The sequence below is a fragment of the Arthrobacter sp. 05L421 genome, from assembly GCF_056397785.1.
This window is the reverse complement of record NZ_JBFTOC010000007.1, coordinates 54,387-79,640: the sequence shown is the minus strand read 5'-3', so window position 1 is coordinate 79,640 and position 25,254 is coordinate 54,387. Positions and strand designations below refer to the sequence as shown.

Genomic DNA, 25,254 nt, shown 5'->3' with positions numbered 1-25,254 from the left:
CGGCGTCGGAAGGACGGTTTGCGGATGGAGCACCCCGGGGAGTCGGATCCTGCCGAGGACGGGCCGGTCCTGGTCTTGGAACGCCTTGGCCAGGACATGCTGGCCAAGGTCGGCGGCAAGGCGGCCAACCTGGGTGAGCTGGCACGTGCTGGCCTTCCGGTTCCGGCCGGCTTTTGCCTGACCACCCGGGCCTACCTGGACGCCACAGCATCCCTTGAGCTGGCGGACGTGCACCGGGCCCTCGCTGCGACCGCCCCCGATGACCTGGCAGGGCTGGCATCCCTTGCCGCGAAGGCCCGCACGCTGGTGCTCGACGCCGATGTCCCCGCAGGCATCGACGCCGCCGTGCGCGCCGCGTATGCGGCGCTCGGCGCGGACACCCCGGTGGCGGTGCGGTCCTCCGCGACGGCCGAAGACCTGCCGTTCGCCAGTTTCGCCGGCCAGCAGGACACGTTCCTGAACGTGATCGGCGCGGATGCCGTGCTGGCGGCCGTCCGCCAATGCTGGGCCTCGCTGTGGACAGACCGTGCGGTGACGTACAGGGCGGTGCAGGGGATCGAGCCCTCGGCGGTGTCCCTGGCGGTGGTCGTCCAGCGCATGGTGAACGCGGCCGTGGCCGGAGTGCTGTTCACGGCCAACGCTGTGACCGGCCGGCGGCACGAGGCCGTCATCGACGCCAGCCCGGGGCTGGGCGAGGCGGTGGTGTCCGGGGCCGTCAACCCGGACCACTTCGTGATCGACAGCGCCACAGGACGGGTCCTCGAGCGGCGGCTTGGGGACAAGGGCATGCTCATCCGCCCCCTGCCCGGCGGCGGAACCGAGCGGGTGGCGCAACCCGGCGCAGGTTTAGCGCCCAGCCTTGACGATGCCCAACTGGCCGCGCTGGAGCTCCTTGGCCGCCGCGCGGAAGTACACTTCGGTTCCCCGCAGGACCTCGAATGGGCCATCGGCCAGGACGGCGCCGTGTGGCTGACCCAGTCCAGGCCCATCACCACGCTGTATCCGATGCCGGACAGGCCGCCGTCCGGGCCAGCGCCGCGCGTCTATCTGTGCTTCAGCCTGGCCCAGGGGCTGACCCGGCCGCTGACGCCGATGGGCCTCGCCGGCATCCGGCTGATTGCGTCCTCGGTCGCGGGGGCGGCACATTTCCCGGTGCCGGCGCCCCGTGACGGGCCCTCGCCCTACGCGGAGGCCGGTCAGCGCATTTTCTTCGATCTCACGCCCGTGGTCCGGAGCCGGGCCGGGCGTGCGATCGTCCCCCGGGTGTTCGACGTTATGGAGGCGCGCTCCGCGGCCGTGCTGCGAAACCTTTTCGCCGATCCCAGATTCTCCGTCACCATAAGGTCGCCGTGGCCGCTCCTGCGCCACGTTGTTCCGGTGGCGGCGCGGGCCAGAGTCCCGGAGACCCTGATCCGGGGCCTCATCCGGCCCGAGGCGGCGCTGCGCCGGGCCGACCGTGTGGGCGAACAGCTCAGGGCCGCACTCGCGGTGCCCGCCGGCGCCACGGCCGCGCAGCGCCTGGACCAGGTTGAGCAGATCCTTGGCCAGCGCGTCTTTGCCGTGGTTCCCGCCATCCTGCCGCTGCCCGCCTTGGGGTTCGCCTTGCTCGCCCTGGCCGGAAAACTCGCGGGGAACCCCGGGAACGGGGCGCTGCAGGAAGTCCTGCGGGGCCTGCCCAACAACGTGACTACCGAGATGGATCTGGACCTCTGGTCGCTGGCTACCGCCATCCGCAACGATCCGGCGTCGGCGGCCGTGTTCAAGGAAGCCGCACTGCCCGAGATAGCCCGGCGTTACCGGGCAGCGGATCTTCCCGGCGCCGTGCAGTCCGGGCTGTCGGACTTCTTGGGCCGGTACGGCCACCGCGCCGTGGCGGAGATCGACGTTGGAATGCCCCGCTGGTCTGACGACCCGACCCACATCCTCGGGGTCCTGGCCAACTATCTGCGAGTGGATGACCCGGCACTGGCCCCGGACCGGCAGTTCGGCAAGGCGGCGCGCGAGGCTGAGGCCCAGGTAGGGCGGCTTGTGGCTTCGGCCAGGCAGCGCAGCCGCCCGCGGGGTGCCCTGGTGCGGGCAGCGCTGCGCCGGGTCCGCATGTTCGCGGGACTGCGTGAACTGCCCAAGTACCATCTCGTGGAAGCGCTCAGTGCCGTCCGCCAGCAGCTCGCGGCCGTGGGCGCCGAACTCGCCGCGGCCGGGGCCATCGATGCGGCGGACGATATCTTCTTCCTTGACCTGACCGAGGCACACCGGGGGCTGGGCGGCGACGCGCTGCAGGGTGTGGTGGCGCAGCGCCGGGAGGCGTACGCGGCTGAACTTGGCCGCCGGCACATTCCCCGCGTGCTGCTCTCGGACGGCACGGAGCCCGAGGCAGTGCAAGCCAACGCAGTGCAAACCAACGCTGTGCGGTCTGGCGCCGGCGGTCGGGGCCCGGCGGGCGCCGACGGCGGTGCGGGGCAGCTCTCCGGCACGCCGGCCTCGGCCGGGACCGTCACGGCCCGGGCCCGCGTGATCCTGGACCCCCAGGGCGCGCACCTGGAACCGGGCGAAATCCTCGTGGCGCCATCCACGGATCCCGGATGGACTCCGTTGTTCCTGACCGCCGGCGGCCTGGTGATGGAAATGGGCGGGCCCAATTCCCACGGCGCCGTCGTGGCACGGGAATACGGGATCCCCGCGGTGGTGGGGGTCCCCGACGCGACCACGAGGGTCGCCACCGGCGACAAACTTACGCTCGACGGCGCCGCCGGCACGGTGACGCCGGCAGTGTGACGCGGGCCATGAGCGAAGTTCGCGGGTCCGAGGGCCAGGAAGCCGGGGCCACCGAAGTTCCCGCCGCGGGCACCCCGGGCCCCGACACACGGCCGCCCGAAAAGTCCGGGGCCGAAAACCCCGGGTCCGAGAGTCCCCTTGCCGGAGCGCCCGGCTCCGAAAAGCCCGGCTCCGAAAACCCCGGGTCCGAAAGTCCCGTTGCCGGAGCGCCCGGCTCCGAAAACCCCGCGTCCGAAAGTCCCGCTGCCGGAGCTCCCGGGTCCAAAAACCCGGACGTGGCCGCGGAGGCGGACCCGGACGCGCGGCTGCCGGCATGGCTCGTGGAGCGTCCGCTCACGGCCGGCTGGGCGTGGGCAGGGTTCTGGGCAGTGCTGATCGTGGCCGACGAATTCCTGGATCTGGCCGGCTGGTCCTGGTATGTGCTGGTCGGCATGGCCGCCCTGCCGACGCTGCTGGCAACCGTCGCCCTTCTGCACGCCACCCCGCGCAGCTACCTGTTGCCCCGCCGGGACACGGTCCTGGGCCACTTCTTTGTCCGCTTCCTTGCCCTGGTTGCCGCTTTCCTCGTGTGGGGCGTGTCCGTGGTCATGAGCGCCTCGATCTCAACCACCCTTCAGGCACTCGTCGGTGCGTCCGAACGCGAGGTCACCGCCGTGGGTTTCAACCTCTTGCTGGCCGCGATCCCGCTGGTGGTCTCCGTGCTGTGGCTGGTCTTCATCATCCGCTGCGCCTGGTTCCTGCGCCGGCTCCGGGGCTGGAAACAAGCGCCGGAACCGGGCGCCGTGCCCAAGAAGTTCCTGCGGGGCAGGCCTCGGCTGAGGCGGGTGGTGGTGGGCCTCGCCCATCCCGGTCTGCTGCTCGTGGCGGGCCTGGGCACCTCCGTGCTCGCCCTCCTGCTGGGCGCTGTGGAACTGACCATTAATGTGCTGAAGTAGGCAGCCGGGCTGCCGGGGCCAGGCGTACTGTTGACCTATGAGCTGCACTGAAGCGCGCATTTCTCAGACACGCATTCCTCAGACACGGATATTTGGATCATCTCTTCCCGGGGCGCGGTCACGGTGACGCGCAAGTGGCTGCGCTGGCTGCCCGCCGCCGCCGTTCCTGCTGTCATTGCCGCCGGCGCGCTGGCCGGATCCCTGCCTGCCAGGGCCGGGGATCCCCTGCCGACCAAAACGCCGGAACAGGTCTTGCAGTTGATCGCCCAGCACCGCACGCCTGCCCTCTCCGGAACCCTGGAACAGTCCTCCGAGCTCGGTCTTCCCGAGCTCCCCAAGACCGGCACCGGCCCGGATTCGTCCAGTACCGCATGGCTCGAATTGCTGGCAGGTCCGCACACCGCGAGGGTCTATCGCGACGGCCCGGACAACGCCCGAATCCAAGTGATGGACCGGCTGGCCGAACGCAACGCCGTCCGCCACGGCAACGAGGTTTGGTTCTACAACTCCAAGGACAACACGGCCTCCCATCTCCGGCTCCCGGCTGACCGGGCGGGCGTCAACCATCGCGGCGACGGCAGGGACGCTACGGCCGCCCCGGACCAACTCGCCACGATGCTCTTGGCCAAGATCGAACCGGGCACCGACGTGACGGTGGGCGCCGACGTCCAGGTGGCCGGCCGGGCCGCCTACAACCTGGTGCTGACGCCGAAATCCGATGCGACTCTGGTCGGGTCTATCGCCGTAGCCGTTGACGGCCAGACCGGGCTGCCACTGGGTGTGGAGATCAAGGCGCGCGGACAGGCGGATCCTGCCTTCCGCGTTACCTACACGAGCCTGACGCTCGGGGCCCCCGACGCGTCGGTCTTCACGTTCAGCCCGCCGCCGGGCGCCACTGTCAAGGAAATCCCGTCAACGGTACCGGAGCGCAAGCAGGGGAAGGACTCCGGGAACGCTAAGGCGCCGGCAGCCAAGGACAGCGTCCGCAAGCCGGCCGTCACCGGCTCTGGCTGGGAATCGGTGGTTGAGTTCCCCGCGGGAACGGCAGGCCCGGCCTCGGAGGCCAAGGCCCCGGCCCTGCTTGAACAGGCCGCTGTTCCGGTCCAGGGCGGCCGCCTCCTGTCCACGGCGCTGGTGAACGTTTTGGTGCTCGACGACGGCCGGGTCCTCGCCGGCTCCGTGCCACTGGGGCGGCTCCAGGCCGCTGCCGCGCAGAAGTGATGATCGGCGCGGTATCCGGCGACGGCCGGGTGACCCTCCGGTGACGGCCGCGTGAGCGCCGCCGGGCCGGGGGCCGAGCCGAGCATCGAGACCAGCAGCGGGCTGAGCATTGAGACCAAGGGCCTGACCAAACGGTTTGGCCAGCAGTTGGCTGTCAACGGCGTCGATCTGGCCGTGCCGAAAGGCGCGGTCTTCGGCTTTCTGGGCCCGAACGGCTCGGGGAAGACCACCACCATCAGGCTCCTGCTCGGCCTGGCCACGGCCAGCGACGGCTCCATGCGCGTCCTGGGCGAGGAGATGCCCCGGAAGCTGGCTGGCGTGCTTCCCCGGGTGGGGGCGCTGGTCGAGGGACCCGCGTTCTACCCGTTCCTCTCCGGCGCGGCCAATCTGCGCCGCATGGACGCCGCGGACCCCCACGGTTCGGCGGCGACGCGCCGCGCCCGGGTCCAGTCAGCCCTGGAACGGGTCGGTTTGACACACGCCGCGGACAAGCTGGTCCGGGCCTATTCCCTGGGCATGAAGCAGCGGCTGGGGATCGCCAACGCCCTGCTCGCTCCGCGGGAGCTCCTGGTGCTGGACGAGCCCACCAATGGGCTCGATCCCCAGGGCACCCGTGAAGTGCGGAGCCTGGTGCGATCGCTCGCTGCGGACGGCGCCACGGTGTTCGTCTCCAGCCACCTGCTGGCCGAGGTCGAGCAGATCTGCACGCATGCGGCCATCATGAGCGCGGGCCGGCTTGTGGCGCAGGGAACCCTGGCGGAACTGCGTGGGGCGGGCCAGGCAAGGATCCGGGTGCTGACCCCGGATCCGGGCACCGCGGCGCAGGTGCTGACCGGCATGGGTCTGACCGTGAGCGCCGACGGCCGCACTTCTGCAGGCACGGGCTCCGGTGTGGCTGGCTCCGGTGCCGCTGGTTCCGGGACGGACGTGGCCCTGTTCGCGGCACTGCCCACGGCTACGCCAGGTGCGGCAGCCCGGGAAGACGCGGGATCGGCTCTGGCCGTGGAGCCGGAAGCTGTGGTGGCGGCCCTCGTGGCGGCCGGGGTCCGGGTCCGCGGCTTCGCGACCGAACAGGCCAGCCTCGAGGACCGGTTCGTGGCATTGACGGGGGAGGGGTTCGACGTTGTCCAATAACAGCCCATCTTTGGGCGATCCACCCGCCGGACCACCAGCGGGCCCATCAGCGGGCCCATCAGTCGCCCCGGCCGACGGCCGACGTGCAGCGCCGGGCGGCCGCAGTGGAGCGGCCGCAGGCCCAGCTCGCGACGCCGGGGCAGGAGGGCCGCCGGTTCGGCGCGGATCCCTGACCGGCGGACTGCTGGCCTCCGAGCTCGGCGTGCTGTTCCGACGCCGCCGGACGTGGGCCATGTTGTGCGCGCTGGCGGCCATCCCGGTCCTGATCGCTGTGGCGGTGCGGGCCTCCTCGGCCGTGCCGCCGGGCCGCGGACCCGCCTTCCTGGACCGGATCGCCCAGAACGGCCTGTTCGTGGGCGTCACGGCCATGGTGGTTTCCGTTCCGCTGTTCCTGCCGCTCACCGTCGGAGTCGTGGCCGGGGACACCATCGCCGGGGAGGCAGGGCAGGGAACCCTGCGCTACCTGCTCGTGGCCCCAGCCGGGCGGATCCGTCTATTGATCGTCAAATATGCCGGGACGGCCCTGTTCGTGCTCGTTGCCCCGCTCGTAGTGGCACTGACCGGGGCCGGAATCGGCGCGGCGCTCTTTCCGGTGGGGCCCGTGACCCTGCTGTCCGGCGACACGATCGAGCCCGGCGAGGCAGTGGTCCGGCTCCTGCTGATCGCCGCCTACCTGGCGGTTTCACTGCTGGGGTTGTCGGCGATCGGACTGTTCATCTCGACCCTGACCGACGTTCCTGTGGGGGCCATGGCGGCCACCGTGGTGCTCTCGGTCGTGGCCCAAGTCCTGGACGCGCTGCCGCAGTTGGGGTGGCTGCATCCCTGGCTCTTCACGCATTACTGGCTGGACTTTGGGGACCTGCTCCGCCAGCCGATTTCCTGGGACGCCTTTGCCAGCAACGCCCTCCTGCAGGGTGGTTACATCGCCGTCTTCGGCGCACTGGCCTACGGCAGGTTCATCACCAAGGACGTGCTCTCCTAGCCGGGACGGCCGGGCCAGTCCCGGGCCAGGACCGCGACTCGGGACGGCGTCTCAGCGCGCCGTCCCAGGACGGGGTCTCAGTAGCGGGCCACGTAGCCGTAGAGCTGCATCCCGGACATGGCGGCAACGTCGGTTACGGTGATGCCCGCGTCGGGATTGAGAGCCTGGACCACACGGCCGCCACCGAGGTAAATGGCCACGTGGTAGAAGCCCGGGGCCGAGCCCCAGACGAGCAAATCACCAGGCTGGGCCTGGGAGAGCGGGACGTGGACGGGGGCCTGCGCGAACTGCTGGGAGGCGGTGCGGGGCAGGTATTTGCCAGCAGCGGCGAACGCGTTCTGCACCAGGCCCGAGCAGTCAAACCCACGGGCCCCGGTTCCGCCGTACTGGTAGAAGTAGGGCGATCCAGTCTTGCCGAGTGCAACTGAAATCGCGGTCTGGTTTGAGCCGCCGGAAATCGGCGCCGGCACGGGAACCGGTACTGGGACAGGCACCGGAACCGGAACGTGAATCGGCGCCGGAGCAGGCGCCGGAGCGGGTGCAGGCGCCGGAACCGGAACGTACGCATGTACAGGCGCCGGCGCTGGTGCAGGTGCTGGTGCAGGCGCCGGAACGGGAGCCACCGGCGCCTGGGCCGGAGCCGGAGCTGCCGGCTGCTGTGCGGCCGAATCGTCCCCTCCCGGCGATGCCGGGGCAGGCTGGGAGCCCGTGGCCGGCGGCGGCGTCGCGGCGGCCGCCGCGGTCAGTGCCGCCAGCCGCTCCTGCTGGCGCTGACGGTCCAGGGCGTCCACCCGGGCCGATTCCAGTGCCGCGGTGGTGTTCCTAAGGTTTGCCAACTGGTCTACCAGCGCGATGCGCTGTGCTTTGGCATCCGTCACGGCCTGGCGCTGGGCCGCGGTGGCGCGGTCGGCGTCGGACTTGCGGTCTTCCGCGGTCGAGGCAGCCTCGTCGGCGGCGCGGTTGGCGTCCGCCGCGGCATCCGTCAGTGACTTTGCAGCGGCGGCCGCAGCTTCCGCGGACTCAAACGCCCGAGCTCGCCCGGCCGTTACGGCCTCCAGCGTGGCCGCATCTTCGAGGGCCTGTCCGCTGCCGCTGACAAAGCTGCTGAGCGCAGGATTCAATCCGCCGTTGCGGTACAGATCCCCGGCCAGCTGGCCGATCTGCTTGCGCGACTTGGCCTGTTCCGCTTCGGCGGCGGCAGCCCTGGCGGCCGCCACAGCCGCCGTGTCACGGCGAGTGGCCAGTTCCACGAGGGCCTCGCCGTAGGCATTGTTTGCTTGCAGGGACGCGGCGAGGCTGGCTTCCTGGCCCGCTGAGGCGTCGGCCAGCAGCCCGTCGATCCTGGTGACCTCCGCCGCCGTCGCGGTTTCACTGGACTTGGCGGCCGCGATCTCTTCCGGTGAGGGGATCTCCGGCGACGTCGGAACCTGGCCGGCCGCTGGCAGCTGTACGCGCCCGAATGCGGAAGTCAGTGGTGCGGCCTGTGCCGGGAGCGCGAGCGTTCCAAGGAGGACGACGGCGGTGCAGAGCACAGCCGTCTTGCGACCGGATCCGGTCCAACTCATGGGCAACCTCGCGAAGTCTCAGGCTGGAATGAGCGAGGTCGGATTTGGCGCGTGCAAGCCCCTCTGCGGATCACCCAGCAGGCATGAGGCTACGTGCCAAAGTTCACTTTGGCAACACGAGTCACATGAATAACATAAACAACACTGGTGTCATTTGGCCACGCACGCGAGGGGTGTGTCGTGCTGGCAGCGGGCCGCGCGGCCCCGCGGACGCTGCCCATCCCGGACGCGGGCACACCCCCGGGACGCTCCCGCACGCTGGCGCCGGCTCAGGCGTGCTGGTGCGACTCGTGCTCCGAATGCGTGACGGGCTCGAGCTGGAATGTGCAGTGTTCGGTGTCGAAATGGGAGCCCAGGCAGCTGGTGAGTTTGTCGAGGACCCGGTCAGCGCCCCGGGCACTGAGCGCCGTGTCCTCCACCACCACGTGGGCGGAGAAGACGGGGACGCCGGAGGTGATGGTCCAGATGTGGATGTCGTGGACGGATACCACTGCGTCCACCGAGAGGATGTGCTCGCGGATCATCTGAACGTCCACGCCCTTGGGAGTGGCTTCGAGGAGCACGTCCACGACGTCGCGCAGCAGGTGCCAGGCCCGGGGCAGGATCATCAGGGCGATGAGGATCGACGCAATGGTGTCGGCCGCCTGATACCCGGTGACCATGATGACCACCGCAGCCGCAATGACGGCAAAGGAACCCAGCAGATCCCCCAGGACCTCCAGGTAGGCGCCGCGGACATTCAGGCTCTCCTTCTGGGCGCCACGCAGGATCAGCAGCGATACCAGGTTGGCGACGGCGCCGAGGACCGCCGCTGCGAGCATGATGTCGGTGTGGACCTCCGGCGTTGAGCCGAGCCGGCGGATGGCCTCGGTGAAGATCACCACCGAGATGACGATCAGGACCAGGGCGTTGGCCAGCGCCGCCAGGACCTCTGCGCGCTGGTAACCGTAGGTGCGCAGATCGCTGGCGGGCCGGGTGGCGATCCACGCGGCCAGCAGGGCGATGGAGACGCCGGCGGCATCGGAGAGCATGTGCCCGGCGTCGGCGAGCAGGGCCAGGGATCCGGAGACGACGGCGCCTATGGTCTGCACGAGCACCACGGCGAGCGTGATGGCCAGGACGGCGACCAGGCGCTTGCGGTGCTTGGCAGTGCCAGTGATGCCGTGCGAGTGGCTGTGGTCGTGTCCCATGCCTACAAGGCTATCCCCAGCCAAGCTCGTGCAGCCGCGCGTCGCTGATGCCGAAGTGGTGGGCTATCTCATGCACCACGGTGACGGTGACTTCCTCGATCACGTCCTCCCGGGAGGCGCAGATGTCCAGGATGGGCTGGCGAAAGACCGTGATCCGGTCCGGCAGCGAGCCGGCGTCCCACCAGGAGTCCCGCTCGGTCAGGGGAACACCCTCGTAGAGCCCCAGCAGCACGGTGTCCGGGTCCTCGCCGGGCTGCGGGGTGTAGTCGTCCTCGATGAAGATCGCGACATTGCTCATGGTCTTCGCCAGCTCCGGCGGGATCCGGTCCAGGGCGTCACTCACCGCCGCCTCGAAATCGGCCTCGCACATCGGGAAGGGCCCGTCAGCCGGGCCGTCACTGCCGTCCCCGCCGTCGCTGCCGTCAGGAATGATCGGCAGGCCGGGCGGGAGGGATGAGGGCATAGGGAAACTCTAGCGGGACCGGCGCCGGGTCAGCCCCACGCCCACGAGGCAGATCACGCCGCCCACCAGGCCCCAGATGGTCGGAATCTCGCCCAGGACCAGCCAGGAGATCAGGATTGTGGTGCCCGGGACCAGGTAGGTGGTGGCGGCGAGGCGCCCCGCGTCAATGAGGGAGAGCGCATAGGCCCACGTGGTGAACGCGATCGCCGTGGGGAAGATGCCCAGATAGACCAGGCCCAGCGTGGCCGGCAGGGGAGCGGCCTGCAGCTCGGTGATCAACTGGCCGCTGAAGGGCAGGCAGCAGATGGCGCCCACCATGATGCCGAACCATGTCGCCTGGGCGGCAGGGAACTTGCGGAGCACCGGCTTTTGGACGATCACGCTCACGGCGGCCAGCGCGGCCGCGAGCAGGCAGAGCAGCACACCGGCCACGTCCGCCGTCGAGCGCTGGCCGGAACCCAGCGCAATGACGGCCACTCCGCCGAAGGCGATCAGGCTGCCGATGATCAGCCAACGCGGGAAGCCCTCTTTCAGGATCACTCCGGCCATCACGGCGACAAGGATGGGGTTGACGTTGATCAGCAGGGCTGCGGTGCCGGCGTCGAGCATGTGCTCGGCTGCGTTGAGGGCCAAGTTGTAGCCGCCGAACCACATGACGCCGTACGCCAAGATGGGCCACCATTCGCGGCCCCGGGGCAGCCCCTTGAGTTTCGGCACCACCAGCAGGCCCAGCACGACGGCGGCGACCGCCAGGCGGCCCAGCGTCAGGGAGCCGGGGGAGAAGCTCGGGCCCACGGCCCGGATCCCCACGAATGCCGAGGCCCACAGGACCACGGTGACGACGACGGCGGCGATGCCGAGCCGGCTGATCGGGGCCGGCTGTCGGGGAGAGACGGGCGCGGGTTGCGGGGCGGGTGCGGGGGCAGCGAGCGGAGACCCTTCGTGGGGGCCTGCGGACGGAGTGGGGCCGGATGCGGCGGTTGTTGCCATGTTGCCAATCTAGTCGCTCCCGTGCGGTCAGTACTGGCGGAAATCGGTCGCGTCTAGTCGAGATCCTGCCAATATGCCGGACGGCCTCAGCGGAGGACCCGCGCCGCCGCCCGCACGGCGTCTGCGACGTCGGTCAGCGCCGCCGAGCCGCGCCGCCACTGCTGCCAATAGAGGGCGACGTCCACGTGCGCGCCGGGAGAGAGCGCCTCGAGCCTCCCACTCTCAAGGTCTTCGCCGATTTCGAGCTCGGGCATCATGCCCCAGCCCATGCCCCAGCGGATGGCATCGCCAAACTCCTGGGCGGCTGGCACATAGTGGCGCGGCGGCTGCAGGGCTGCCCGGCTGAACCGGCGCAGCCAGCGGTCCTGCAGATCGTCCTTGCGGTCAAAGACCACGACGGGAGCCGCGGCCAGCGTAGCGGCGCTCACCCCGGCCCCAAACCGACGGCGGGTGAAGTCCGGAGCGCACACCGGAAAATAGCGCATGATGCCCAGCTTGCTGGACGAGCAGCCGGGCACGGGCTTGGCTGTCTCGGTGATGGCGGCAGCAGCGGCGCCGGCGCGCAGCAGGTCCAACGAGTGCTCCTGGTCCTCGCGCAGGATCTCCACCTGGACATTGTCGCTGGCCGCGGCGAGCCCGGCCAGCGCCCAAGTGTGCAGTGAATCGCTGTTGATCACCAGGGTCAGGCGCGTTCCGCCGCGGGATTGCTCCGGCTGCAGTTCCTGGGCCAGGTCCGCGGAGAGCAATTCCAGCTGCCGGGCGAACCGCACCACGGCCTCGCCGGACTCCGTGAGCCCGGGCGGCCGCGCGCGGGTCAGGACGGGCCGGCCAACGGCGGCCTCGAGGGCCCGGACACGCTGGCTGACGGCCGAGGGCGTCACGGACAGGTGGGCGGCTGCGGCGTCGAAGCTCCCGTGTGTGAGGATTGCGGCCAGCGTCCGGGCCTGCTCGGGGGAAATATCCATCATTAGCTCATCTTATGTATCAGCAGGAACTTTAACTGGTTTCATCTTCGGCGGGCCCCTACCGTGGACTGGTGATCCTTCCCCTGTTTTCCGGCCTCTCCGCCGGCCTGTCCCTCATTGTTGCCATTGGCGCGCAGAACGCTTTTGTCCTCCGCCAGGGCATCCAGCGCTCCCACGTCGTCATGGTGGTGGCAGTCTGCGCAGTTTCAGACCTTGTGCTGATTCTGCTGGGCGTCGCGGGCATCGGTGTCCTCCTGGACAAGGCGCCCGCTGCCCTCGTGGTGATCCGGTGGGTCGGGGCCGCGTTCCTCCTCGTTTACGGAGCGCTCGCGGCCTGGCGCGCGGTCCGGGGGGAGCAACTGGAGAATCCCGGCGACAAGCCGGCCGGCGGCCGGGCTGCCGTGCTGGGCACCTGCCTGGCCTTCACCTGGCTGAACCCGCACGTCTATTTGGACACGGTGTTGCTGCTCGGGTCCCTCGCCGCCGCCCAGGGCGAAACTGGCCGCTGGTGGTTCGCCGCCGGGGCAGGCCTGGGAAGCATCGCCTGGTTCACAGCCCTCGGGGCGGGGGCGCGATTCCTGACGTCCCTGTTCCAGCGCCGGGCGGCCTGGCGGGTGCTCGACGCCGGAATCGCCGTCGTGATGGTCACCCTTGCCGGGCTGCTGCTCACCTGAGCCGCTGCCTACTGTTCCGCCGACGCAGTGCTTAGGGATAGCCCAAGCTAATCCGGGGCTCCCCAGGTCACGGGCCGGTAGGCCCTTGCCCGCGCGCTGTGGTGGGGTGACGATTGCCGGTATGACCTCACCCTCAGCGTCAGCCCGCGAAAGAAAGCGTGCAGCCATCGGTACAGCCGCCTTCGCGGTTGCCCCCGCAACGGCCGCCGGTGTGGTGCCGTGGCTGCTGACCCGCTGGGAAGTGGCTTCCCCGGTCCCGGGCGGCGTGCCTGCGCAGATCACCGGCGCCCTGCTGATCGGCGCGGGCGCCGCTGTGATCGCGAACTCGTTTGTGCATTTCGCCGTTGAGGGCATCGGGACTCCCGCGCCCTTCGCCCCGCCCAAGAAGCTGGTGGTTGGCGGACTCTACCGGTACGTGCGGAACCCGATGTATGTGTCCATTGCGGCGGCTGTTGCCGGGCAGGGACTCCTGCTTGGCCAGCCGAAGCTCTTTGTGGCCCTGGGCATCGGCGCCGTCCCGGTAGTCGCGTTCGTCCGGCTGTACGAGGAGCCGGCACTGACCCGGAAGTTCGGCGCGGCCTACGAGGAGTACCGCCATAACGTCCCGCGCTGGCTGCCCAGGCTCACGCCGTGGCGGCCCGAGGGACCGGAACCGCCCCGGGACGAACGCTAAGGCGCGGGCCTGGGGAAGGCCGCTACTTTCCGCGCCCGGCCCACTCCAGCAGCCGATCCAAGGGCCAGGTGGTGACGATCCGCTCGGCGGGCACACCGTTCGCGGCCGCGCGCTCGGCGCCGTACTGCAGGAAATCCAGCTGGCCCGGCGCATGGGCGTCACTGTCGATGCTGAACAGGCAGCCGGCGTCGAGGGCCAGCCGGATCAAGTCGTCCGGCGGATCCTGCCGTTCGGGACGGGAATTGATCTCGACAGCCACGTTCTTCTCGGCGCACGCCGCGAACACCCGCCCGGCGTCGAACTCGGACTGCGGCCGGGTTCCCCTGGAGCCCTGCAGCAGCCGGCCGGTGCAGTGGCCGAGGACGTTCATCTGCGGATCATTGATTGCGCCCAGCATCCTGTCGGTCATGGTGCGCCGGTCGGAACGGAGCTTCGAGTGGACGCTCGCCACCACGATGTCCAGTTGCTCCAGCATGTCCGGGGACTGGTCCAGGTTGCCGTCCTCCAGGATGTCCACCTCGATCCCGGTCAGGAGGCGGAAGTCCCCGCCGTCGCCGTTGATCTCTGCAACAACGGCCAGCTGTTCCCGAAGGCGCTCGGCGCTCAGGCCGTTGGCGATGGTGAGGTTGGGGGAGTGGTCCGTCAGGGCGAGATAGTCCCGGCCCAGCGTCCGGGCGGCGTCAGCCATGAGTCCGATCGGGGACCCGCCGTCGGACCAGTCGCTGTGGCTGTGCAGGTCCCCGCGGAGGGCGGAGCGCAGTTCGGTGCCGCCGGTCGCGAGGGGCTGCTGCCCGCGCTGGCGCAGGCCCTCAAGGTAGTCGGGGACGCCGCCGTCGACCGCCTGCCTGATGACTTCGAAGGTTCTGTCCCCGATCCCCTTCATGCTTTTCAGCCTGCCGTTGCGTGCCCGCGCCGCGACCTCGTCCGGGTCCAGGGCGCCGATAATCCCGGCCGCCTTGCGGAACGCCTGGATCTTGAAGGTGGGGGCGAGCTCGCGTTCCAGCCAGAACGCAATCTCATTGAGGGCATCAACGGCATCCATCCGTCCATCTTGCACCCACCTCGCACCCATCCTGCATGGGTGCGAGCCAGATTTTGGATAATCCGGGGGTCTGCCCTTATAGTTTTATAGTCCAGTTCGGAGGAACCCGAAAGGACAAAAACGACAGGCTTCGGCCCTTAATTTTTGCCCAGAAATGTTCAACCGAATGGCGTCCTGGCCCCCATCGTCTAGCGGCCTAGGACACCGCCCTTTCACGGCGGCGGCACGGGTTCGAATCCCGTTGGGGGTACGCAGGGAACTGGTCAAGCCGGATGGAAAAGTCTGGTAGGCTAAAGGCCTTGAAAATTTGCGGTAGCGATACCGCAGACAGCAAGAAACACGCAACACAAGCAGTAAAAAGCAAGGCCCTGTAGCGCAGTTGGTTAGCGCGCCGCCCTGTCACGGCGGAGGTCGCGGGTTCAAGTCCCGTCAGGGTCGCTCTGATTGCCGGAAGAGATTTCGGCTCTCAAGGTGACATGTCACCTAGGCTCTGTAGCTCAGTTGGTAGAGCGTTCGACTGAAAATCGAAAGGTCACCGGATCGACGCCGGTCGGAGCCACCACTGGGAAGCATCAGTTCATTGAGAACTGGTGCTTTTCTTCTTTAACACCATCGACTGCTCCGCAGGTGCCCTTCTGAGGGGTCAAAAGGGCACTTGCGGAGCAATCGACGGGTAGGCCGGGACTGCGTCGATGGGCGGGCGACGGCGGCGGCCGGTTGGGGGCCGGGCCGGTGGCCGGGCTAGACTCGCACGCTGGGGAAAGAACACCAAGGCCGCCGGCAGTCCGGTCCGGGCAGGCGGCGCAATCTCAACCGAAAAGTGATTCTGCAACGTGATTTCGAAGAATATTGCCCGTCCTCTCACCGCCGCCGCGTTCCTCGCCGCCCTCGCCCTCACCGGTTGCTCGGCACCCCAGGCTGGCAGTGCGCCGTCGTCTGCCGCGGCCTCGCCAGCTGCTTCCGCCTCCGCCACGCCGAGCCCCAGCGCTTCGTCCGGACCCTTTGGCAGCTTCTCCAGCGCCGCCGAGGCCTGCACCAAGATCACCGAGCAGGCCACCGGCGCCACGCTCCTGCCCCTGTCGGCCGCCCAAGGCAAGACCGCGCAGCTGGAACAGTTCAAAGCCGACCTGGCCGAGACCGCCGAGCGAGTCCCGGACAGTCTCAAGGCCGACTTCGCCAACCTCAAGGAGGTGGCCGTCGCGGGCGTCACCGACCAGACTGTCTTCTCCAGCGGCAAGCTGCAGGCGGCCATGGCGCCCGTAACAACCTGGATCGCCACCAACTGCAAATAGAGAAGTTGGACCGGGTCCACGCCCGCACTGGCTCCCGGTTGATGTCGCGCCGCTGACGGGCGGACGCCAGTCCCTGCTCCGGACGCCTGCTCCCTGATGCACTGGCCCGTTCCCGCGGCCCCCACCTGCGGCGGCGGTGGGAACGGGCGCCGCAAGATTCCCCCGCGCGGCCCGAGGCAGGGACTAGGGTGGTGTCAAAGAGAAGGGGGAGTGCTTTATGGAATACCAGAATTCTCAGCCCGTCGCCGGACCTGCGGCCGGTCCTGCGGCTAGTCCTGCGGCTGGTCCTACGGCTGGTCTGCCCGTCGCCGGCCAGCACATTGCCAATCATGCGGCCGGGCTGCCCGGTGACGGCCTGTCCGTGCCGGCCGGCACCGGCCGCACGGTCATATCGGAAGCCGCCGTCGCCAAGGTCGCGGGCATCGCCGCCCGATCCGTACCCGGTGTCTACTCGTTGGGATCAGCGCCGTCACGTGCCCTCGGGGCCATCCGCGACGCCGTCGGCAGCGCCGATCACGCGGCGGGCGTCCGCGTCGAGGTCGGCGAAACTCAGGTCGCCGTGGATATCGACCTCGTAGCGGTGTACGGCACCCCCCTGCATCCCCTCGCGGACCAGATCCGCGCTGCCGTCTACTCCGCCGTCGAGGAACTGGTGGGGCTCGAGGTGATCGAGGTAAATATCGAGATCAATGACGTTTATGTGCCCGGCCCGGCCAAACCCGCCGCGTCCGTCGAGGCCCGGCCGGTCAGGGAGGCAATCCAATGAGTCTGACGGTAGTGGGAATCGCTATGGGGGCCTTCGTGGCTTTCATGTCCTTCCAGTTCGGCGTCTGGGGCTTCCTCGGTGCGTTGCTCTTCATGGGCATCGGCGCCCTCTTGGGCCGCGCCGCAGAGGGGAAGCTGGACCTGCGCAGCGTGTTGGACGCCCTCACGGGCCGGCGTTCCTCCTCATGAACATGACGGCTGAAACGCCGATCCGCCGCACCGCGCTGGCCGGGCACAACCGCATCAGCACCCAGGCCCTGACGAGCGTGGCCCGGGCGGCCGCGGGTGAGGCCCTCGGCGTGCCGGCGCACGACGTGCGGGCCGAGTGGTCGGACGATGACGGGCTGCTCGCGCTCTCGCTGGTCATGCCGGTCGCGGTCCCGAACCTCACGATGGTCCTGCGGGATCCCGGCCGCCTCGCTGCCTTTGGCGGTTCCATCTGGGACCGGGCCGTCGCCGCCAAAGCCCAGATCTTGCGGCGCGTGACCGAGCTGACCGGGGCGCAGCTGAGCCGCGTGGACATCCGCATCAGCGGGGCCACCGTGCGCGGGGGAGGTCGGGTGCGTTGAGCCAGGATACCCAGAACGCCGGTCTCGGTTCCGGCGCGCACGACGCCGACGCGGCGCCCGGGAGCGGGCCGCTAGGTTCAGGTGCCGCGGGCATGGACCGTATTTTGAAACGGGAGACGCACTCATCGCGGGCTGTCGTCTCCGTGATCGCGGCCGCCCTGGTGATGGCGGTGTGCGGTTATGCGCTGCTCGAGACCGCTGTCCGGGCGACCGGGCAGCCGCCGTGGCTCGTGGATCCGCAGACCGCGGCCGAGCGCGTGGTCGCGCTGCCGGCCGGAATAGGGCCGCTGCTGCTCGTCGTCACCGGCGCCGTGATCGCCATGGTCGGATTGTTTTTCTTCCTCAACGCCGTGCTGCCCGGGCGGCGGGCGCGCCACCTGCTTCCGGACCGCCGGGCCGCCGTCGTGGTGGACGATGAGGTGATTGCCGCGGCCCTGGCGCGCCGGGCCCGGCTGGCCGCAAACGTGGCTCAGGAGCAAGTGATGGTGGTCGTGTCGCGGAACCGGGTCATGGTCAACGTCCGGCCGACCTCCGGCGTGCCGCTGCGCCCGGACGCCGTCCTTGACGCCGTTCGGCGTGAGCTGCAGGACATGGGCCCGTGGCCGATGCCGGAAGTGCGGATCCAGGTGTCCACGGCAGGGGTGGTGGGCGCATGAACAACACTCCCCGGGTCCTGAACCGCATCCTGATCGGCATCCTTGGCATCACGCTTCTCGCCATTGGCGTCCTCTTGGTGCTGCTGGCGACCGTCCCCGCCGTCGGCGTGTGGTGGCATGAGTGGGCTGGGGGCGTCCTGAACTTCTGGCTCGATTTGTTCGAACGGACGCAGTTCCCGCGCCGCCAGGGTAGCTGGCTGTGGCTTGTCATCTGTTTTGTCCTGGTGGTGGTGCTTGGCCTGATGGTGGCCTGGATTGCCCAGCAGGGCAAGGGCCGGACCAGCCTGCTCGTGGCAGAGGAGGACCCGGGCGACGCGCCCGGCAATGTCGGAATCGGCCACGGCGTGGCGGAGCAGACGCTCCGTGCGGTCCTCGCGGATCGGCCCGACCTCGCCGGCGTCACGGTAGCCGCCTACGAAATCAAAGGGGAGCCGTCCCTCAGGATTCGGGTGGAGCCCCGCCAGGGCGTCGCCCCGCATGCGCTGGCCGCCGAGATCTCTTCCCTAGTCGAAGCGCTCGACGAGGTGATCGGCAAGCGCACCCCGGTCCTGGTCCACATCGGATCCGGGGCGCGGTCGCGGTTTGGCCGGGCCGAGCGGGTCCGCTGAGGCGTCTGCCCTCCGGGCCGCGGAATCTCCTTTGCATAAAGGTTTGATGTAAACGCTTGCATCAGCAGGGTCTGTTGATTACTGTGATGGTCGGCACACCATCAGTACGGCCGTTTTTCACCGGTACTCAGCGAGGAGCACTCCAGTATGAAAACCCGCAATTTCCTACTTCCCGTCGCCACGGCAGGCATTTTGGCTATCACCCTTTCGGCGTGTGGCGGCGGAGGTGGCGGCACTACCAGCGGCAGCGACGCCGCCTCGCAGGGCCTGGACGGCCGCGGCCCCATCACTTACGTTCAGGGCAAGGACAACAGCAACGTGGTCCGCCCGCTGATCGACAAGTGGAACGCGGCCCACCCGAACGAGAAGGTCACCTTCAAGGAGCAGACCGATCAGGCCGACCAGCAGCACGACGACCTCGTCCAGCACTTCCAGGCCAAGGACCCCGGCTACGATGTTGCAAGCGTCGACGTCGTCTGGACCGCGGAATTCGCTGCGAAGGGCTGGCTGCAGCCGCTCAAGGACAAGATGGCGCTGGATACCTCTGCCTTGCTGAAGCCGACCGTCGACGCCGCCTCCTACAAGGGCACGCTGTACGCGGCGCCGGAATCATCTGACGGCGGCATCCTTTACTACCGCAAGGATCTGGTCCCCACGCCCCCGAAGACCTGGGACGAGATGATGGGCATGTGCTCCATCGCCAAGACCAACAACATCGGCTGCTACTCGGGGCAGTTCAAGAAATATGAGGGGCTGACCGTCAACGCCTCGGAGGCAATCAACTCCGCAGGCGGAGCCGTGCTCGATTCAAATGGCAAGCCCAGCCTGCTCACCACTGAGGCAAAGGCAGGCATGGCGAACCTGGTCAAGGCCTACGCCGACGGCCAGATCCCCAAGGAAGCCATCACGTTCCAGGAAGAGGAAAGCCGCCAGGCGTTCCAGGACGGGAAGCTGCTGTTCCTGCGCAACTGGCCCTACGTCTACAACCTGGCCACCACCGAAGGATCCTCGAAGGTCAAGAGCGTCCTGGGCATGGCCGCCCTTCCGGGCAAGACCGGACCGGGTGCATCGTCGCTCGGCGGCCACAGCGCCGGCGTCAGCGTGTACTCGAAGTACAAGGCCACGGCCCTGGACTTCCTGAAGTTCCTCACCTCGGCAGAGACCCAGAAGTTCTTCGCCACGCAGGGTTCGCTCGCCCCGGTGATCGGCACGCTCTACGACGACAAGGAACTCGTCGCCAAGCTGCCGTACCTCCCGGTCCTGAAGACCTCGATCGAGAACGCCGTGCCGCGCCCGGTTACCCCGTTCTACCCGGCCGTCACCAAGGCCATCCAGGAAAACGCGTACTCGGCCATCAAGGGCGAGAAGACCGTAGACGCAGCACTGTCTGACATGCAGAAGTCCATCGAATCCGCTAGCGCGGGACAGTAGGTCCATCATGGCAACTGAAGTAGGCCCGACGTCGGTCAAGGCACCGGCGTCGGGCGGGGCCCCGATCCACCACGCACCCAAGGGTGTTGGAGAGGACAACCGCATCGCGACGCAGGGGCGCTGGGCAGCCTGGCTCCTGGCGCCGACTATTCTCGCATTGTCGGTCGTGATCGTTTACCCGATCATCACCGCCATTGTGATGTCATTTCAAAAGGATGCCGGTCTGGACCCCGCCACGGGTCTCTTCGTAGAGGGTGGCCCGGCCGGCTTCTCGAACTACGTCAACTGGATTTTCCAGCAGTGCCCGGCTCCGTCCGGCGGAACCGTTGACTGCCCGCCGGGTACCCTCGGTGCGCAGTTCTGGTCTGCCACTGGCACCACCTTCTTCTTCACCATCGTCACGGTGGGACTGGAGACGGTGCTCGGCTTCTGGATGGCAGTCATCATGGCGCGGGCCTTTGCGGGCCGGAGCCTGGTCCGCGCAGCTGTCCTGGTGCCGTGGGCCATCCCCACCGCCGTGACGGCCAAGCTGTGGCTGTTCATCTTCGCCTTCGAAGGCATCGGCAACAAGCTCTTCAACACCACCATCCTGTGGACCGGCAGCGAGTGGCCGGCGAGATGGGCCGTGATCATCGCGGACGTCTGGAAGACCACGCCGTTCATGGCGCTGTTGATTCTTGCCGGCCTGCAGATGATTCCCGCGGAAGTGTACGAGGCAGCCAAGGTTGACGGTGCCTCGGCCTGGCAGCGGTTCCGGATGATCACCCTCCCGCTGGTGAAGCCGGCGCTCATGGTGGCCATCTTGTTCCGCACCCTGGACGCACTGCGCATGTTCGACCTCCCGTACATCCTGACGGGTGGAGCGAACAACACCACAACGCTCTCCATCCTGGTAATTAACCAGATCAGGCAGGGCTTCAACGCGGCGGCGGCTTTGTCCACCATCACGTTCATCATCATCTTTCTGGTGGCTTTCATCTTCGTACGCTTCCTCGGAGCGAACGTGGTGGAGCAGCAGACCGGCGCAGGTAAGGGGAAGAAATGACCGCCGCGACGAGCGCCGCAACCGAGCTGCGCGCAGAGCAGGACCGGGGACGGAAGGTCGCGCAGAACCGCGAGAAGTGGGCCCAGGGCCGCACGTACATCAGTGCGGTTGTGATCCTCTTCTGGTGCCTGGCTCCGGCCTACTGGATGGTGGTGACGGCGTTCCGCGACGTCGGTTACACGTACGACACCTCGATCCTGCCGACCCACGTGACGCTGGACAACTTCAAAACGGCGTTCGACACGTCCTTCGGCAACCACTTTGGCCAGGCACTGCTCAACAGCCTGTTCATCGGTACCGTCGTCACCATTGTTTCGCTGGTGATCGGCGTTTTCGCCGCCTACGCCCTGGCCCGCCTGAACTTCAAGTTCAAGTACCTCGTCCTGGGCTTCATCCTGGGGGCTTCCATGTTCCCGGGCGTCGCCCTCATCACTCCGCTGTTCCAGCTCTTTACGAACATCGGCTGGATGGGTACCTACCAGGCCCTGATCATCCCGAACATCTCGTTCGTGCTGCCGCTGACGGTCTACACCATGACCTCCTTCTTCCGGGAGATGCCGTGGGAGCTCGAGGAATCGGCTCGGGTGGACGGCTGTACGCAGGGACAGGCGTTCCGGAAGGTCATCATGCCGCTGGCCGCGCCGGCCATCTTCACCACGGCCATCCTGGCGTTCATTTCCTCGTGGAATGAATTCCTGATCGCCAGCCAGCTCTCGTCCGACGCAACGCAGCCGGTCACCGTGGCCATTGCCAGCTTCGCCGGTGCGCAGCCCAACCAGATCCCGTACACCGCGATCATGGCGGCGGGAACCATCGTGACCATTCCCTTGGTCATCCTGGTGCTTGTATTCCAGCGCAAGATCGTCGCGGGCCTCACCGCCGGCGCGGTCAAGTGAGGATGGCGTCCAGTGAGGGTTCTTTCATGACTGACGATCAGAATCTGGGCCACGTGCCGGCAACGCGTCGAAAGGTGCGCTCCGGTGAGGACTTCGACATCATCATCGGGTTCCTCGGCTTCTGGGCCGCCGTGCTGCTGGTGGTCACCGTCTGGATGGAAGTGACCGCCCAGCCGGCCCTCTTCTGGGCGCTGGGACTGCTGGCCATGCTGCTGGCCATCTACGGGATGATCCGGCTGCGCCGGCGTCTGCCCGGACGCACGGCCAGCCGGCGCCGCTAGGCAGCCAGGGGCCAGGACTATTCATCTGCCGCGGGGGAGGCAGGCGCAGCACGTCTGCGGGCAGCCGACAGGCTTCCGCGGACCGTCAACAAGGGGACAAAGGTGGCACGGACAGAAAGGGCGCAGCGCGGCGGCCACTCCGGCGTCAGCATTGAGGATGTTGCCGCCGCTGCCGGCGTATCCACGGCCACCGTATCCCGGGCAGTCCGCGGACTGCCCCGCGTTTCCCCGGCGACGCGGGAGAAGATCCTCGGTATTGCCGAATCCTTGGGCTACGTCGCCTCGTCCTCGGCGTCCGGCCTGGCGACGGGCCGGACCAAAACCATCGGAGTGCTGGCCCCGTTCGTCAGCCGCTGGTTCTTCTCCAAGGCCATCGAGGGGGCGGACCGGGAACTGCACTCCCGCCAGTACAACCTGTCCCTCTTCAACCTCGGCGGCCACGGCAGCAACCGTGAGCGGCTATTCAGCAAGACCATGGTCTATAAGCAGATAGACGCCTTGCTGGTCCTCTGCATGGCGCTCACCCATGAGGAAATCGAGCATCTCCAGAAGATCGATATCCCGCTCGTGGTGGTGGGCGGCCATGTGGAGGAATGCCCCTACATTGGCATTGACGACTACGCCGCTGCCGCCACCGCGGTCCGCCACCTGATCGGGCTGGGCCACACCGACATCGCGCTCCTGCACGGTGACGACGAAACCGACCTCAACTTCGACGTCCCCCGGGTCCGGATCCAAGCTTTCCATGACATCATGCGCGAGGCCGGGCTGCCCGCCCGGGCCGAATGGGACGTGTGGGGGGACTTCACCGTCCGCAGCGGCCAGGAAGCGTTCCGGCGTCTCTGGGCCACCGACGGGCCCAAGCCCACAGCAATCTTCTGCGCCTCGGATGAGATGGCCATGGGCGTCATCTTCGAGGCCAACAAGGCCGGTGTCCGCGTCCCGGAGGATTTGTCGGTCATCGGCATCGACGACCACGACTTCGCCGAAGCCATGGGCCTCACCACGGTCGGGCAGCGGCCGGACCTGCAAGCCGAACTCGGCACCAAGATGCTGCTGGACGAGCTCGACGGAATTGCCGGGGCCGTGCAGTCCGCAGTGGCGCCGCACCGGCTGATTGTGCGGACAACGACGGCGCCGCCGGTACGGACGTCCGCGCGGCTCCGCTAGCGCGTTCGGCCGTGGCGGCCGTCCCGCAAGGACTGCAGGGTTGCGGTCCGGCCTGGCTTAGGAAGCGCGGGCCAGTTGGCGGATCGGCACCCAGCGCGAGGCCAGCCGGCGGTAGGCCGCGGCGGCACCGGTCATGTCGCCCTCCGCCAGGCATTCGATGCCGAGGCGGACGTCCAGCGGCGAATCGTCCGGGTAGACCTTGTCTGCCACGCCGCCGTAATCGAGTTCCACTGCCGAATCCGGGTGGAACAGCTCAAGCCATTCCGTGAGCTGGGTCAGGTCCTCGAGCATGTCGAGATCGGGTGCGGCCAAGGCCAGGTGCGCCACCGCGTAGCTCACGCGCTCCAGTGCGTTGCCGATGCCCGCACGGATGCGGACCGTCACGATGTGCCCCTCGGATTCGACGACGTCGGTGGGATCCGATTCCTGGAAGAGGCAGAACCAGCTGAACGGGATGCCCCAGGTGGACGCCCGGGTGTGGACCCGGCTCAGGCCATCGTGGGCCCGCACCTCATCAATGCGTTCCTGGTGCTTGTCCCGCTGTTCTTCCGGGATCAGGAGCTGGGCCAGCGGCCCGTGGATGCCTTCCATCAGGGCATTGGCGGCCAACCCGGCGCGGAGGACCATCTGGCTGGGGCAGTACAGCAGCCGCTCGGCCTGCGGTGCGGCGGCGGTGCCGGGCTCGGCGGCGTCGTGCGCTGAGCCGGTGGGCGCCCGCCGTGCCGGGGCGGGGACAACGCGCACGAGGTCCGTCCGGCCGGTGGGAAACGGGTCCCCGTCGGACCGGGTGATGCGGCCCAGGGACGCCAGGAGCTCGGCGTTCTCCACGGCAGCACGGGACGCCTGGCCGACGCCGGCGGCCCGCAGGGTTTCCTGCTGCTTCTCGGGGAACGCCTCGAGGGGCTCGTAGATCCGGAGCGCGGAAGAGAACGGCAGCCCGGCCTGTCCGTGGTAAATGTTCCCCGTCATAGGATCACGACGCTTCCTGGGCGGCAGCCATTAGTCCGCCAGTTCCGCAAGCACCGGGGCGTGGTCCGAGGCGCCCTTGCCCTTGCGCTCCTCGCGGTCGATCATCGCACCGGTGACCCGTGCCGCCAGGGCCGGGGAGGCAAGAATGAAGTCGATCCGCATTCCCTCTTTTTTCGGGAAGCGGAGCTGCGTGTAGTCCCAATAGGTGTAGACCCCAGGTCCCGGGGTGTGCGGGCGGACCACATCCTGGAACCCCGCCTCCTCAAAGGCGTGGAAGGCGGCCCGCTCAGGCTCGCTGACGTGGGTCATGGCGTTGGCGCGGAAGAAATCGATGTCCCAGACGTCGTCGTCCTGCGGCGCGATATTGAAGTCACCCATCAGCGCGATCTGCGCCTGGGGGTCCTCCTTGACCCAGGTGCCGGCTTGGGTTTTCAGGATGTCCAGCCAGTTGAGCTTGTAGGGCATGTGCTCGTCATCGAGGGAGCGGCCGTTGGGGACGTAGAGGCTCCAGACCCGGACACCGCCGCAGGTGGCGCCGATGGCGCGGGCCTCCTGGACGGCGTCCTTGCCGTTCTTGCCGAATACCGGCTGGTCCAGGAAGGTGCGTTCGACGTTGTCGATTCCCACCCGGGAGGCGATCGCCACGCCGTTCCACTGGCTCAGGCCGAAGTGCGCCACCTCGTAGCCCATGCTCTCGAAAAGCTCCCAGGGGAAGTTCTCGTCCTTGCACTTGGTTTCCTGGATGGCCAGGACGTCACAGTCCGTGCGCTGGAGCCAGGCCTCCACACGGTCGGCGCGGGCACGGAGCGAGTTCACATTCCAGGTAGCTATCTTCACAGTCCCTAACTTACCGAACTTGGCCCCCGGACAAAGCGGCCGGCGGCGTCCGTCCCTCTGGAAATTAGTAGGAAGTCCGAGTATATTCGGCTGCAGAGATGATCTAGGTCACATGCAAAGGAGCAT

26 protein-coding genes and 3 tRNA genes are annotated in these 25,254 nt (G+C 68.3%); 21 read left to right on the top strand and 8 right to left on the bottom strand.

Going from position 1 to position 25,254, the window contains the following annotated elements; translation table 11 throughout:
• The first annotated feature begins 24 nt into the window (after positions 1 to 24).
• From AC1DKQ_RS10445 to AC1DKQ_RS10425, 5 genes are all read left to right on the top strand, one after another.
• On the top strand, positions 25 to 2,775 hold the full coding sequence (locus AC1DKQ_RS10445) for a PEP/pyruvate-binding domain-containing protein (RefSeq protein WP_476918938.1): 2,751 nt from the start codon (positions 25 to 27) through the stop codon (positions 2,773 to 2,775).
• An 8-nt stretch (positions 2,776 to 2,783) separates the two neighbouring features.
• Positions 2,784 to 3,710 carry a hypothetical protein gene (locus AC1DKQ_RS10440; protein WP_476918937.1) on the top strand — a complete coding sequence of 309 codons (927 nt, stop codon included), beginning with the start codon at positions 2,784 to 2,786 and terminating at the stop codon, positions 3,708 to 3,710.
• 123 nt (positions 3,711 to 3,833) lie between these two features.
• Positions 3,834 to 4,931: a LolA family protein gene (locus AC1DKQ_RS10435; RefSeq protein WP_476918936.1), complete on the top strand. Its 1,098-nt coding sequence runs from the start codon at positions 3,834 to 3,836 to the stop codon at positions 4,929 to 4,931.
• Between the two features lie 51 nt (positions 4,932 to 4,982).
• Positions 4,983 to 6,065 carry an ABC transporter ATP-binding protein gene (locus AC1DKQ_RS10430; protein ID WP_476918935.1) on the top strand — a complete coding sequence of 361 codons (1,083 nt, stop codon included), beginning with the start codon at positions 4,983 to 4,985 and terminating at the stop codon, positions 6,063 to 6,065.
• 169 nt (positions 6,066 to 6,234) lie between these two features.
• Complete coding sequence (locus tag AC1DKQ_RS10425; protein WP_476884242.1) at positions 6,235 to 7,047, top strand: ABC transporter permease; 813 nt, start codon at positions 6,235 to 6,237, stop codon at positions 7,045 to 7,047.
• A 77-nt stretch (positions 7,048 to 7,124) separates the two neighbouring features.
• Here AC1DKQ_RS10425 and AC1DKQ_RS10420 read toward each other — a convergent pair whose 3' ends face one another.
• The 5 genes from AC1DKQ_RS10420 to AC1DKQ_RS10400 all read right to left on the bottom strand — a co-directional run bounded on the left by AC1DKQ_RS10420 (position 7,125) and on the right by AC1DKQ_RS10400 (position 12,223).
• Positions 7,125 to 8,612, bottom strand: coding sequence for a C40 family peptidase (locus tag AC1DKQ_RS10420; protein ID WP_476918934.1), 1,488 nt, complete (start codon positions 8,610 to 8,612; stop codon positions 7,125 to 7,127).
• A gap of 269 nt (positions 8,613 to 8,881) precedes the next feature.
• A complete protein-coding gene (locus tag AC1DKQ_RS10415; RefSeq protein ID WP_476918933.1) occupies positions 8,882 to 9,802 on the bottom strand; it encodes a cation diffusion facilitator family transporter in 921 nt (306 codons plus the stop codon).
• 10 nt (positions 9,803 to 9,812) lie between these two features.
• Positions 9,813 to 10,265 (bottom strand): metallopeptidase family protein, encoded by a 453-nt coding sequence (locus tag AC1DKQ_RS10410; protein ID WP_476918932.1) that lies wholly within the window; start codon positions 10,263 to 10,265, stop codon positions 9,813 to 9,815.
• A 9-nt stretch (positions 10,266 to 10,274) separates the two neighbouring features.
• Positions 10,275 to 11,255: a DMT family transporter gene (locus tag AC1DKQ_RS10405; protein ID WP_476918931.1), complete on the bottom strand. Its 981-nt coding sequence runs from the start codon at positions 11,253 to 11,255 to the stop codon at positions 10,275 to 10,277.
• An 86-nt stretch (positions 11,256 to 11,341) separates the two neighbouring features.
• Positions 11,342 to 12,223, bottom strand: coding sequence for an ArgP/LysG family DNA-binding transcriptional regulator (locus AC1DKQ_RS10400; RefSeq protein ID WP_476918930.1), 882 nt, complete (start codon positions 12,221 to 12,223; stop codon positions 11,342 to 11,344).
• A 68-nt stretch (positions 12,224 to 12,291) separates the two neighbouring features.
• On the opposite strand from AC1DKQ_RS10400, the gene AC1DKQ_RS10395 reads away from it, so the two are divergent.
• Positions 12,292 to 12,894 (top strand): LysE/ArgO family amino acid transporter, encoded by a 603-nt coding sequence (locus AC1DKQ_RS10395; RefSeq protein ID WP_476918929.1) that lies wholly within the window; start codon positions 12,292 to 12,294, stop codon positions 12,892 to 12,894.
• 121 nt (positions 12,895 to 13,015) lie between these two features.
• On the top strand, positions 13,016 to 13,567 hold the full coding sequence (locus AC1DKQ_RS10390; RefSeq protein ID WP_476884125.1) for a methyltransferase family protein: 552 nt from the start codon (positions 13,016 to 13,018) through the stop codon (positions 13,565 to 13,567).
• Between the two features lie 22 nt (positions 13,568 to 13,589).
• On the opposite strand, the gene AC1DKQ_RS10385 is transcribed toward AC1DKQ_RS10390, so the two are convergent.
• Complete coding sequence (locus AC1DKQ_RS10385) at positions 13,590 to 14,609, bottom strand: PHP domain-containing protein (protein WP_476918928.1); 1,020 nt, start codon at positions 14,607 to 14,609, stop codon at positions 13,590 to 13,592.
• 177 nt (positions 14,610 to 14,786) lie between these two features.
• Here AC1DKQ_RS10385 and AC1DKQ_RS10380 point away from each other — a divergent pair.
• The 14 genes from AC1DKQ_RS10380 to AC1DKQ_RS10315 all read left to right on the top strand — a co-directional run bounded on the left by AC1DKQ_RS10380 (position 14,787) and on the right by AC1DKQ_RS10315 (position 23,322).
• Positions 14,787 to 14,859: transfer RNA gene (locus AC1DKQ_RS10380), tRNA-Glu, on the top strand.
• Positions 14,860 to 14,973: 114 nt separating this feature from the next.
• Positions 14,974 to 15,047: transfer RNA gene (locus tag AC1DKQ_RS10375), tRNA-Asp, on the top strand.
• 48 nt (positions 15,048 to 15,095) lie between these two features.
• Positions 15,096 to 15,171, top strand: a tRNA-Phe gene (locus AC1DKQ_RS10370).
• A gap of 271 nt (positions 15,172 to 15,442) precedes the next feature.
• Positions 15,443 to 15,901 (top strand): hypothetical protein, encoded by a 459-nt coding sequence (locus AC1DKQ_RS10365; RefSeq protein WP_476918927.1) that lies wholly within the window; start codon positions 15,443 to 15,445, stop codon positions 15,899 to 15,901.
• A 217-nt stretch (positions 15,902 to 16,118) separates the two neighbouring features.
• Positions 16,119 to 16,667: an Asp23/Gls24 family envelope stress response protein gene (locus tag AC1DKQ_RS10360; protein ID WP_476918926.1), complete on the top strand. Its 549-nt coding sequence runs from the start codon at positions 16,119 to 16,121 to the stop codon at positions 16,665 to 16,667.
• Positions 16,664 to 16,855 (top strand): hypothetical protein, encoded by a 192-nt coding sequence (locus tag AC1DKQ_RS10355; RefSeq protein ID WP_056427875.1) that lies wholly within the window; start codon positions 16,664 to 16,666, stop codon positions 16,853 to 16,855. Before AC1DKQ_RS10360 ends, AC1DKQ_RS10355 begins: the two co-directional genes overlap by 4 nt.
• A complete protein-coding gene (locus tag AC1DKQ_RS10350) occupies positions 16,852 to 17,235 on the top strand; it encodes a hypothetical protein (protein ID WP_476884121.1) in 384 nt (127 codons plus the stop codon). The genes AC1DKQ_RS10355 and AC1DKQ_RS10350 overlap by 4 nt, the downstream gene beginning before the upstream one ends.
• On the top strand, positions 17,232 to 17,891 hold the full coding sequence (locus AC1DKQ_RS10345; protein WP_476884120.1) for a hypothetical protein: 660 nt from the start codon (positions 17,232 to 17,234) through the stop codon (positions 17,889 to 17,891). Before AC1DKQ_RS10350 ends, AC1DKQ_RS10345 begins: the two co-directional genes overlap by 4 nt.
• Positions 17,888 to 18,499 (top strand): hypothetical protein, encoded by a 612-nt coding sequence (locus tag AC1DKQ_RS10340; RefSeq protein WP_476918925.1) that lies wholly within the window; start codon positions 17,888 to 17,890, stop codon positions 18,497 to 18,499. Before AC1DKQ_RS10345 ends, AC1DKQ_RS10340 begins: the two co-directional genes overlap by 4 nt.
• A gap of 147 nt (positions 18,500 to 18,646) precedes the next feature.
• Positions 18,647 to 19,930 (top strand): ABC transporter substrate-binding protein, encoded by a 1,284-nt coding sequence (locus AC1DKQ_RS10335; RefSeq protein WP_476884118.1) that lies wholly within the window; start codon positions 18,647 to 18,649, stop codon positions 19,928 to 19,930.
• 7 nt (positions 19,931 to 19,937) lie between these two features.
• Positions 19,938 to 20,975 carry a carbohydrate ABC transporter permease gene (locus AC1DKQ_RS10330; RefSeq protein ID WP_476884117.1) on the top strand — a complete coding sequence of 346 codons (1,038 nt, stop codon included), beginning with the start codon at positions 19,938 to 19,940 and terminating at the stop codon, positions 20,973 to 20,975.
• Positions 20,972 to 21,871: a carbohydrate ABC transporter permease gene (locus AC1DKQ_RS10325; protein ID WP_476884116.1), complete on the top strand. Its 900-nt coding sequence runs from the start codon at positions 20,972 to 20,974 to the stop codon at positions 21,869 to 21,871. The genes AC1DKQ_RS10330 and AC1DKQ_RS10325 overlap by 4 nt, the downstream gene beginning before the upstream one ends.
• A 26-nt stretch (positions 21,872 to 21,897) precedes the next feature.
• Positions 21,898 to 22,152 carry a hypothetical protein gene (locus AC1DKQ_RS10320; RefSeq protein ID WP_476884115.1) on the top strand — a complete coding sequence of 85 codons (255 nt, stop codon included), beginning with the start codon at positions 21,898 to 21,900 and terminating at the stop codon, positions 22,150 to 22,152.
• 102 nt (positions 22,153 to 22,254) lie between these two features.
• Positions 22,255 to 23,322 (top strand): LacI family DNA-binding transcriptional regulator, encoded by a 1,068-nt coding sequence (locus tag AC1DKQ_RS10315; RefSeq protein ID WP_476884114.1) that lies wholly within the window; start codon positions 22,255 to 22,257, stop codon positions 23,320 to 23,322.
• Between the two features lie 57 nt (positions 23,323 to 23,379).
• On the opposite strand, the gene AC1DKQ_RS10310 is transcribed toward AC1DKQ_RS10315, so the two are convergent.
• Both AC1DKQ_RS10310 and AC1DKQ_RS10305 read right to left on the bottom strand, forming a co-directional pair.
• A complete protein-coding gene (locus AC1DKQ_RS10310; RefSeq protein ID WP_476884113.1) occupies positions 23,380 to 24,291 on the bottom strand; it encodes a DUF8083 family protein in 912 nt (303 codons plus the stop codon).
• A gap of 30 nt (positions 24,292 to 24,321) precedes the next feature.
• The gene (locus AC1DKQ_RS10305) at positions 24,322 to 25,128 is read right to left on the bottom strand and encodes an exodeoxyribonuclease III (RefSeq protein ID WP_476918924.1); all 807 of its coding nucleotides are present in this window, start codon (positions 25,126 to 25,128) and stop codon (positions 24,322 to 24,324) included.
• Positions 25,129 to 25,254: the final 126 nt, after the last annotated feature.

What these genes read in the sequence shown, in the direction of transcription:
- AC1DKQ_RS10310 (WP_476884113.1), bottom strand. Translation starts at nt 24,291, where the DNA reads ATGACGGGGAACATTTACCACGGACAGGCCGGGCTGCCGTTCTCTTCC.
- AC1DKQ_RS10420 (WP_476918934.1), bottom strand. Translation starts at nt 8,612, where the DNA reads ATGAGTTGGACCGGATCCGGTCGCAAGACGGCTGTGCTCTGCACCGCC.
- AC1DKQ_RS10440 (WP_476918937.1), top strand. Translation starts at nt 2,784, where the DNA reads ATGAGCGAAGTTCGCGGGTCCGAGGGCCAGGAAGCCGGGGCCACCGAA.
- AC1DKQ_RS10390 (WP_476884125.1), top strand. Translation starts at nt 13,016, where the DNA reads ATGACCTCACCCTCAGCGTCAGCCCGCGAAAGAAAGCGTGCAGCCATC.
- AC1DKQ_RS10355 (WP_056427875.1), top strand. Translation starts at nt 16,664, where the DNA reads ATGAGTCTGACGGTAGTGGGAATCGCTATGGGGGCCTTCGTGGCTTTC.
- AC1DKQ_RS10410 (WP_476918932.1), bottom strand. Translation starts at nt 10,265, where the DNA reads ATGCCCTCATCCCTCCCGCCCGGCCTGCCGATCATTCCTGACGGCAGC.
- AC1DKQ_RS10330 (WP_476884117.1), top strand. Translation starts at nt 19,938, where the DNA reads ATGGCAACTGAAGTAGGCCCGACGTCGGTCAAGGCACCGGCGTCGGGC.
- AC1DKQ_RS10360 (WP_476918926.1), top strand. Translation starts at nt 16,119, where the DNA reads ATGGAATACCAGAATTCTCAGCCCGTCGCCGGACCTGCGGCCGGTCCT.
- AC1DKQ_RS10415 (WP_476918933.1), bottom strand. Translation starts at nt 9,802, where the DNA reads ATGGGACACGACCACAGCCACTCGCACGGCATCACTGGCACTGCCAAG.
- AC1DKQ_RS10320 (WP_476884115.1), top strand. Translation starts at nt 21,898, where the DNA reads ATGACTGACGATCAGAATCTGGGCCACGTGCCGGCAACGCGTCGAAAG.
- AC1DKQ_RS10405 (WP_476918931.1), bottom strand. Translation starts at nt 11,255, where the DNA reads ATGGCAACAACCGCCGCATCCGGCCCCACTCCGTCCGCAGGCCCCCAC.
- AC1DKQ_RS10340 (WP_476918925.1), top strand. Translation starts at nt 17,888, where the DNA reads ATGAACAACACTCCCCGGGTCCTGAACCGCATCCTGATCGGCATCCTT.
- AC1DKQ_RS10445 (WP_476918938.1), top strand. Translation starts at nt 25, where the DNA reads ATGGAGCACCCCGGGGAGTCGGATCCTGCCGAGGACGGGCCGGTCCTG.
- AC1DKQ_RS10385 (WP_476918928.1), bottom strand. Translation starts at nt 14,609, where the DNA reads ATGGATGCCGTTGATGCCCTCAATGAGATTGCGTTCTGGCTGGAACGC.
- AC1DKQ_RS10350 (WP_476884121.1), top strand. Translation starts at nt 16,852, where the DNA reads ATGAACATGACGGCTGAAACGCCGATCCGCCGCACCGCGCTGGCCGGG.
- AC1DKQ_RS10325 (WP_476884116.1), top strand. Translation starts at nt 20,972, where the DNA reads ATGACCGCCGCGACGAGCGCCGCAACCGAGCTGCGCGCAGAGCAGGAC.
- AC1DKQ_RS10335 (WP_476884118.1), top strand. Translation starts at nt 18,647, where the DNA reads ATGAAAACCCGCAATTTCCTACTTCCCGTCGCCACGGCAGGCATTTTG.
- AC1DKQ_RS10400 (WP_476918930.1), bottom strand. Translation starts at nt 12,223, where the DNA reads ATGATGGATATTTCCCCCGAGCAGGCCCGGACGCTGGCCGCAATCCTC.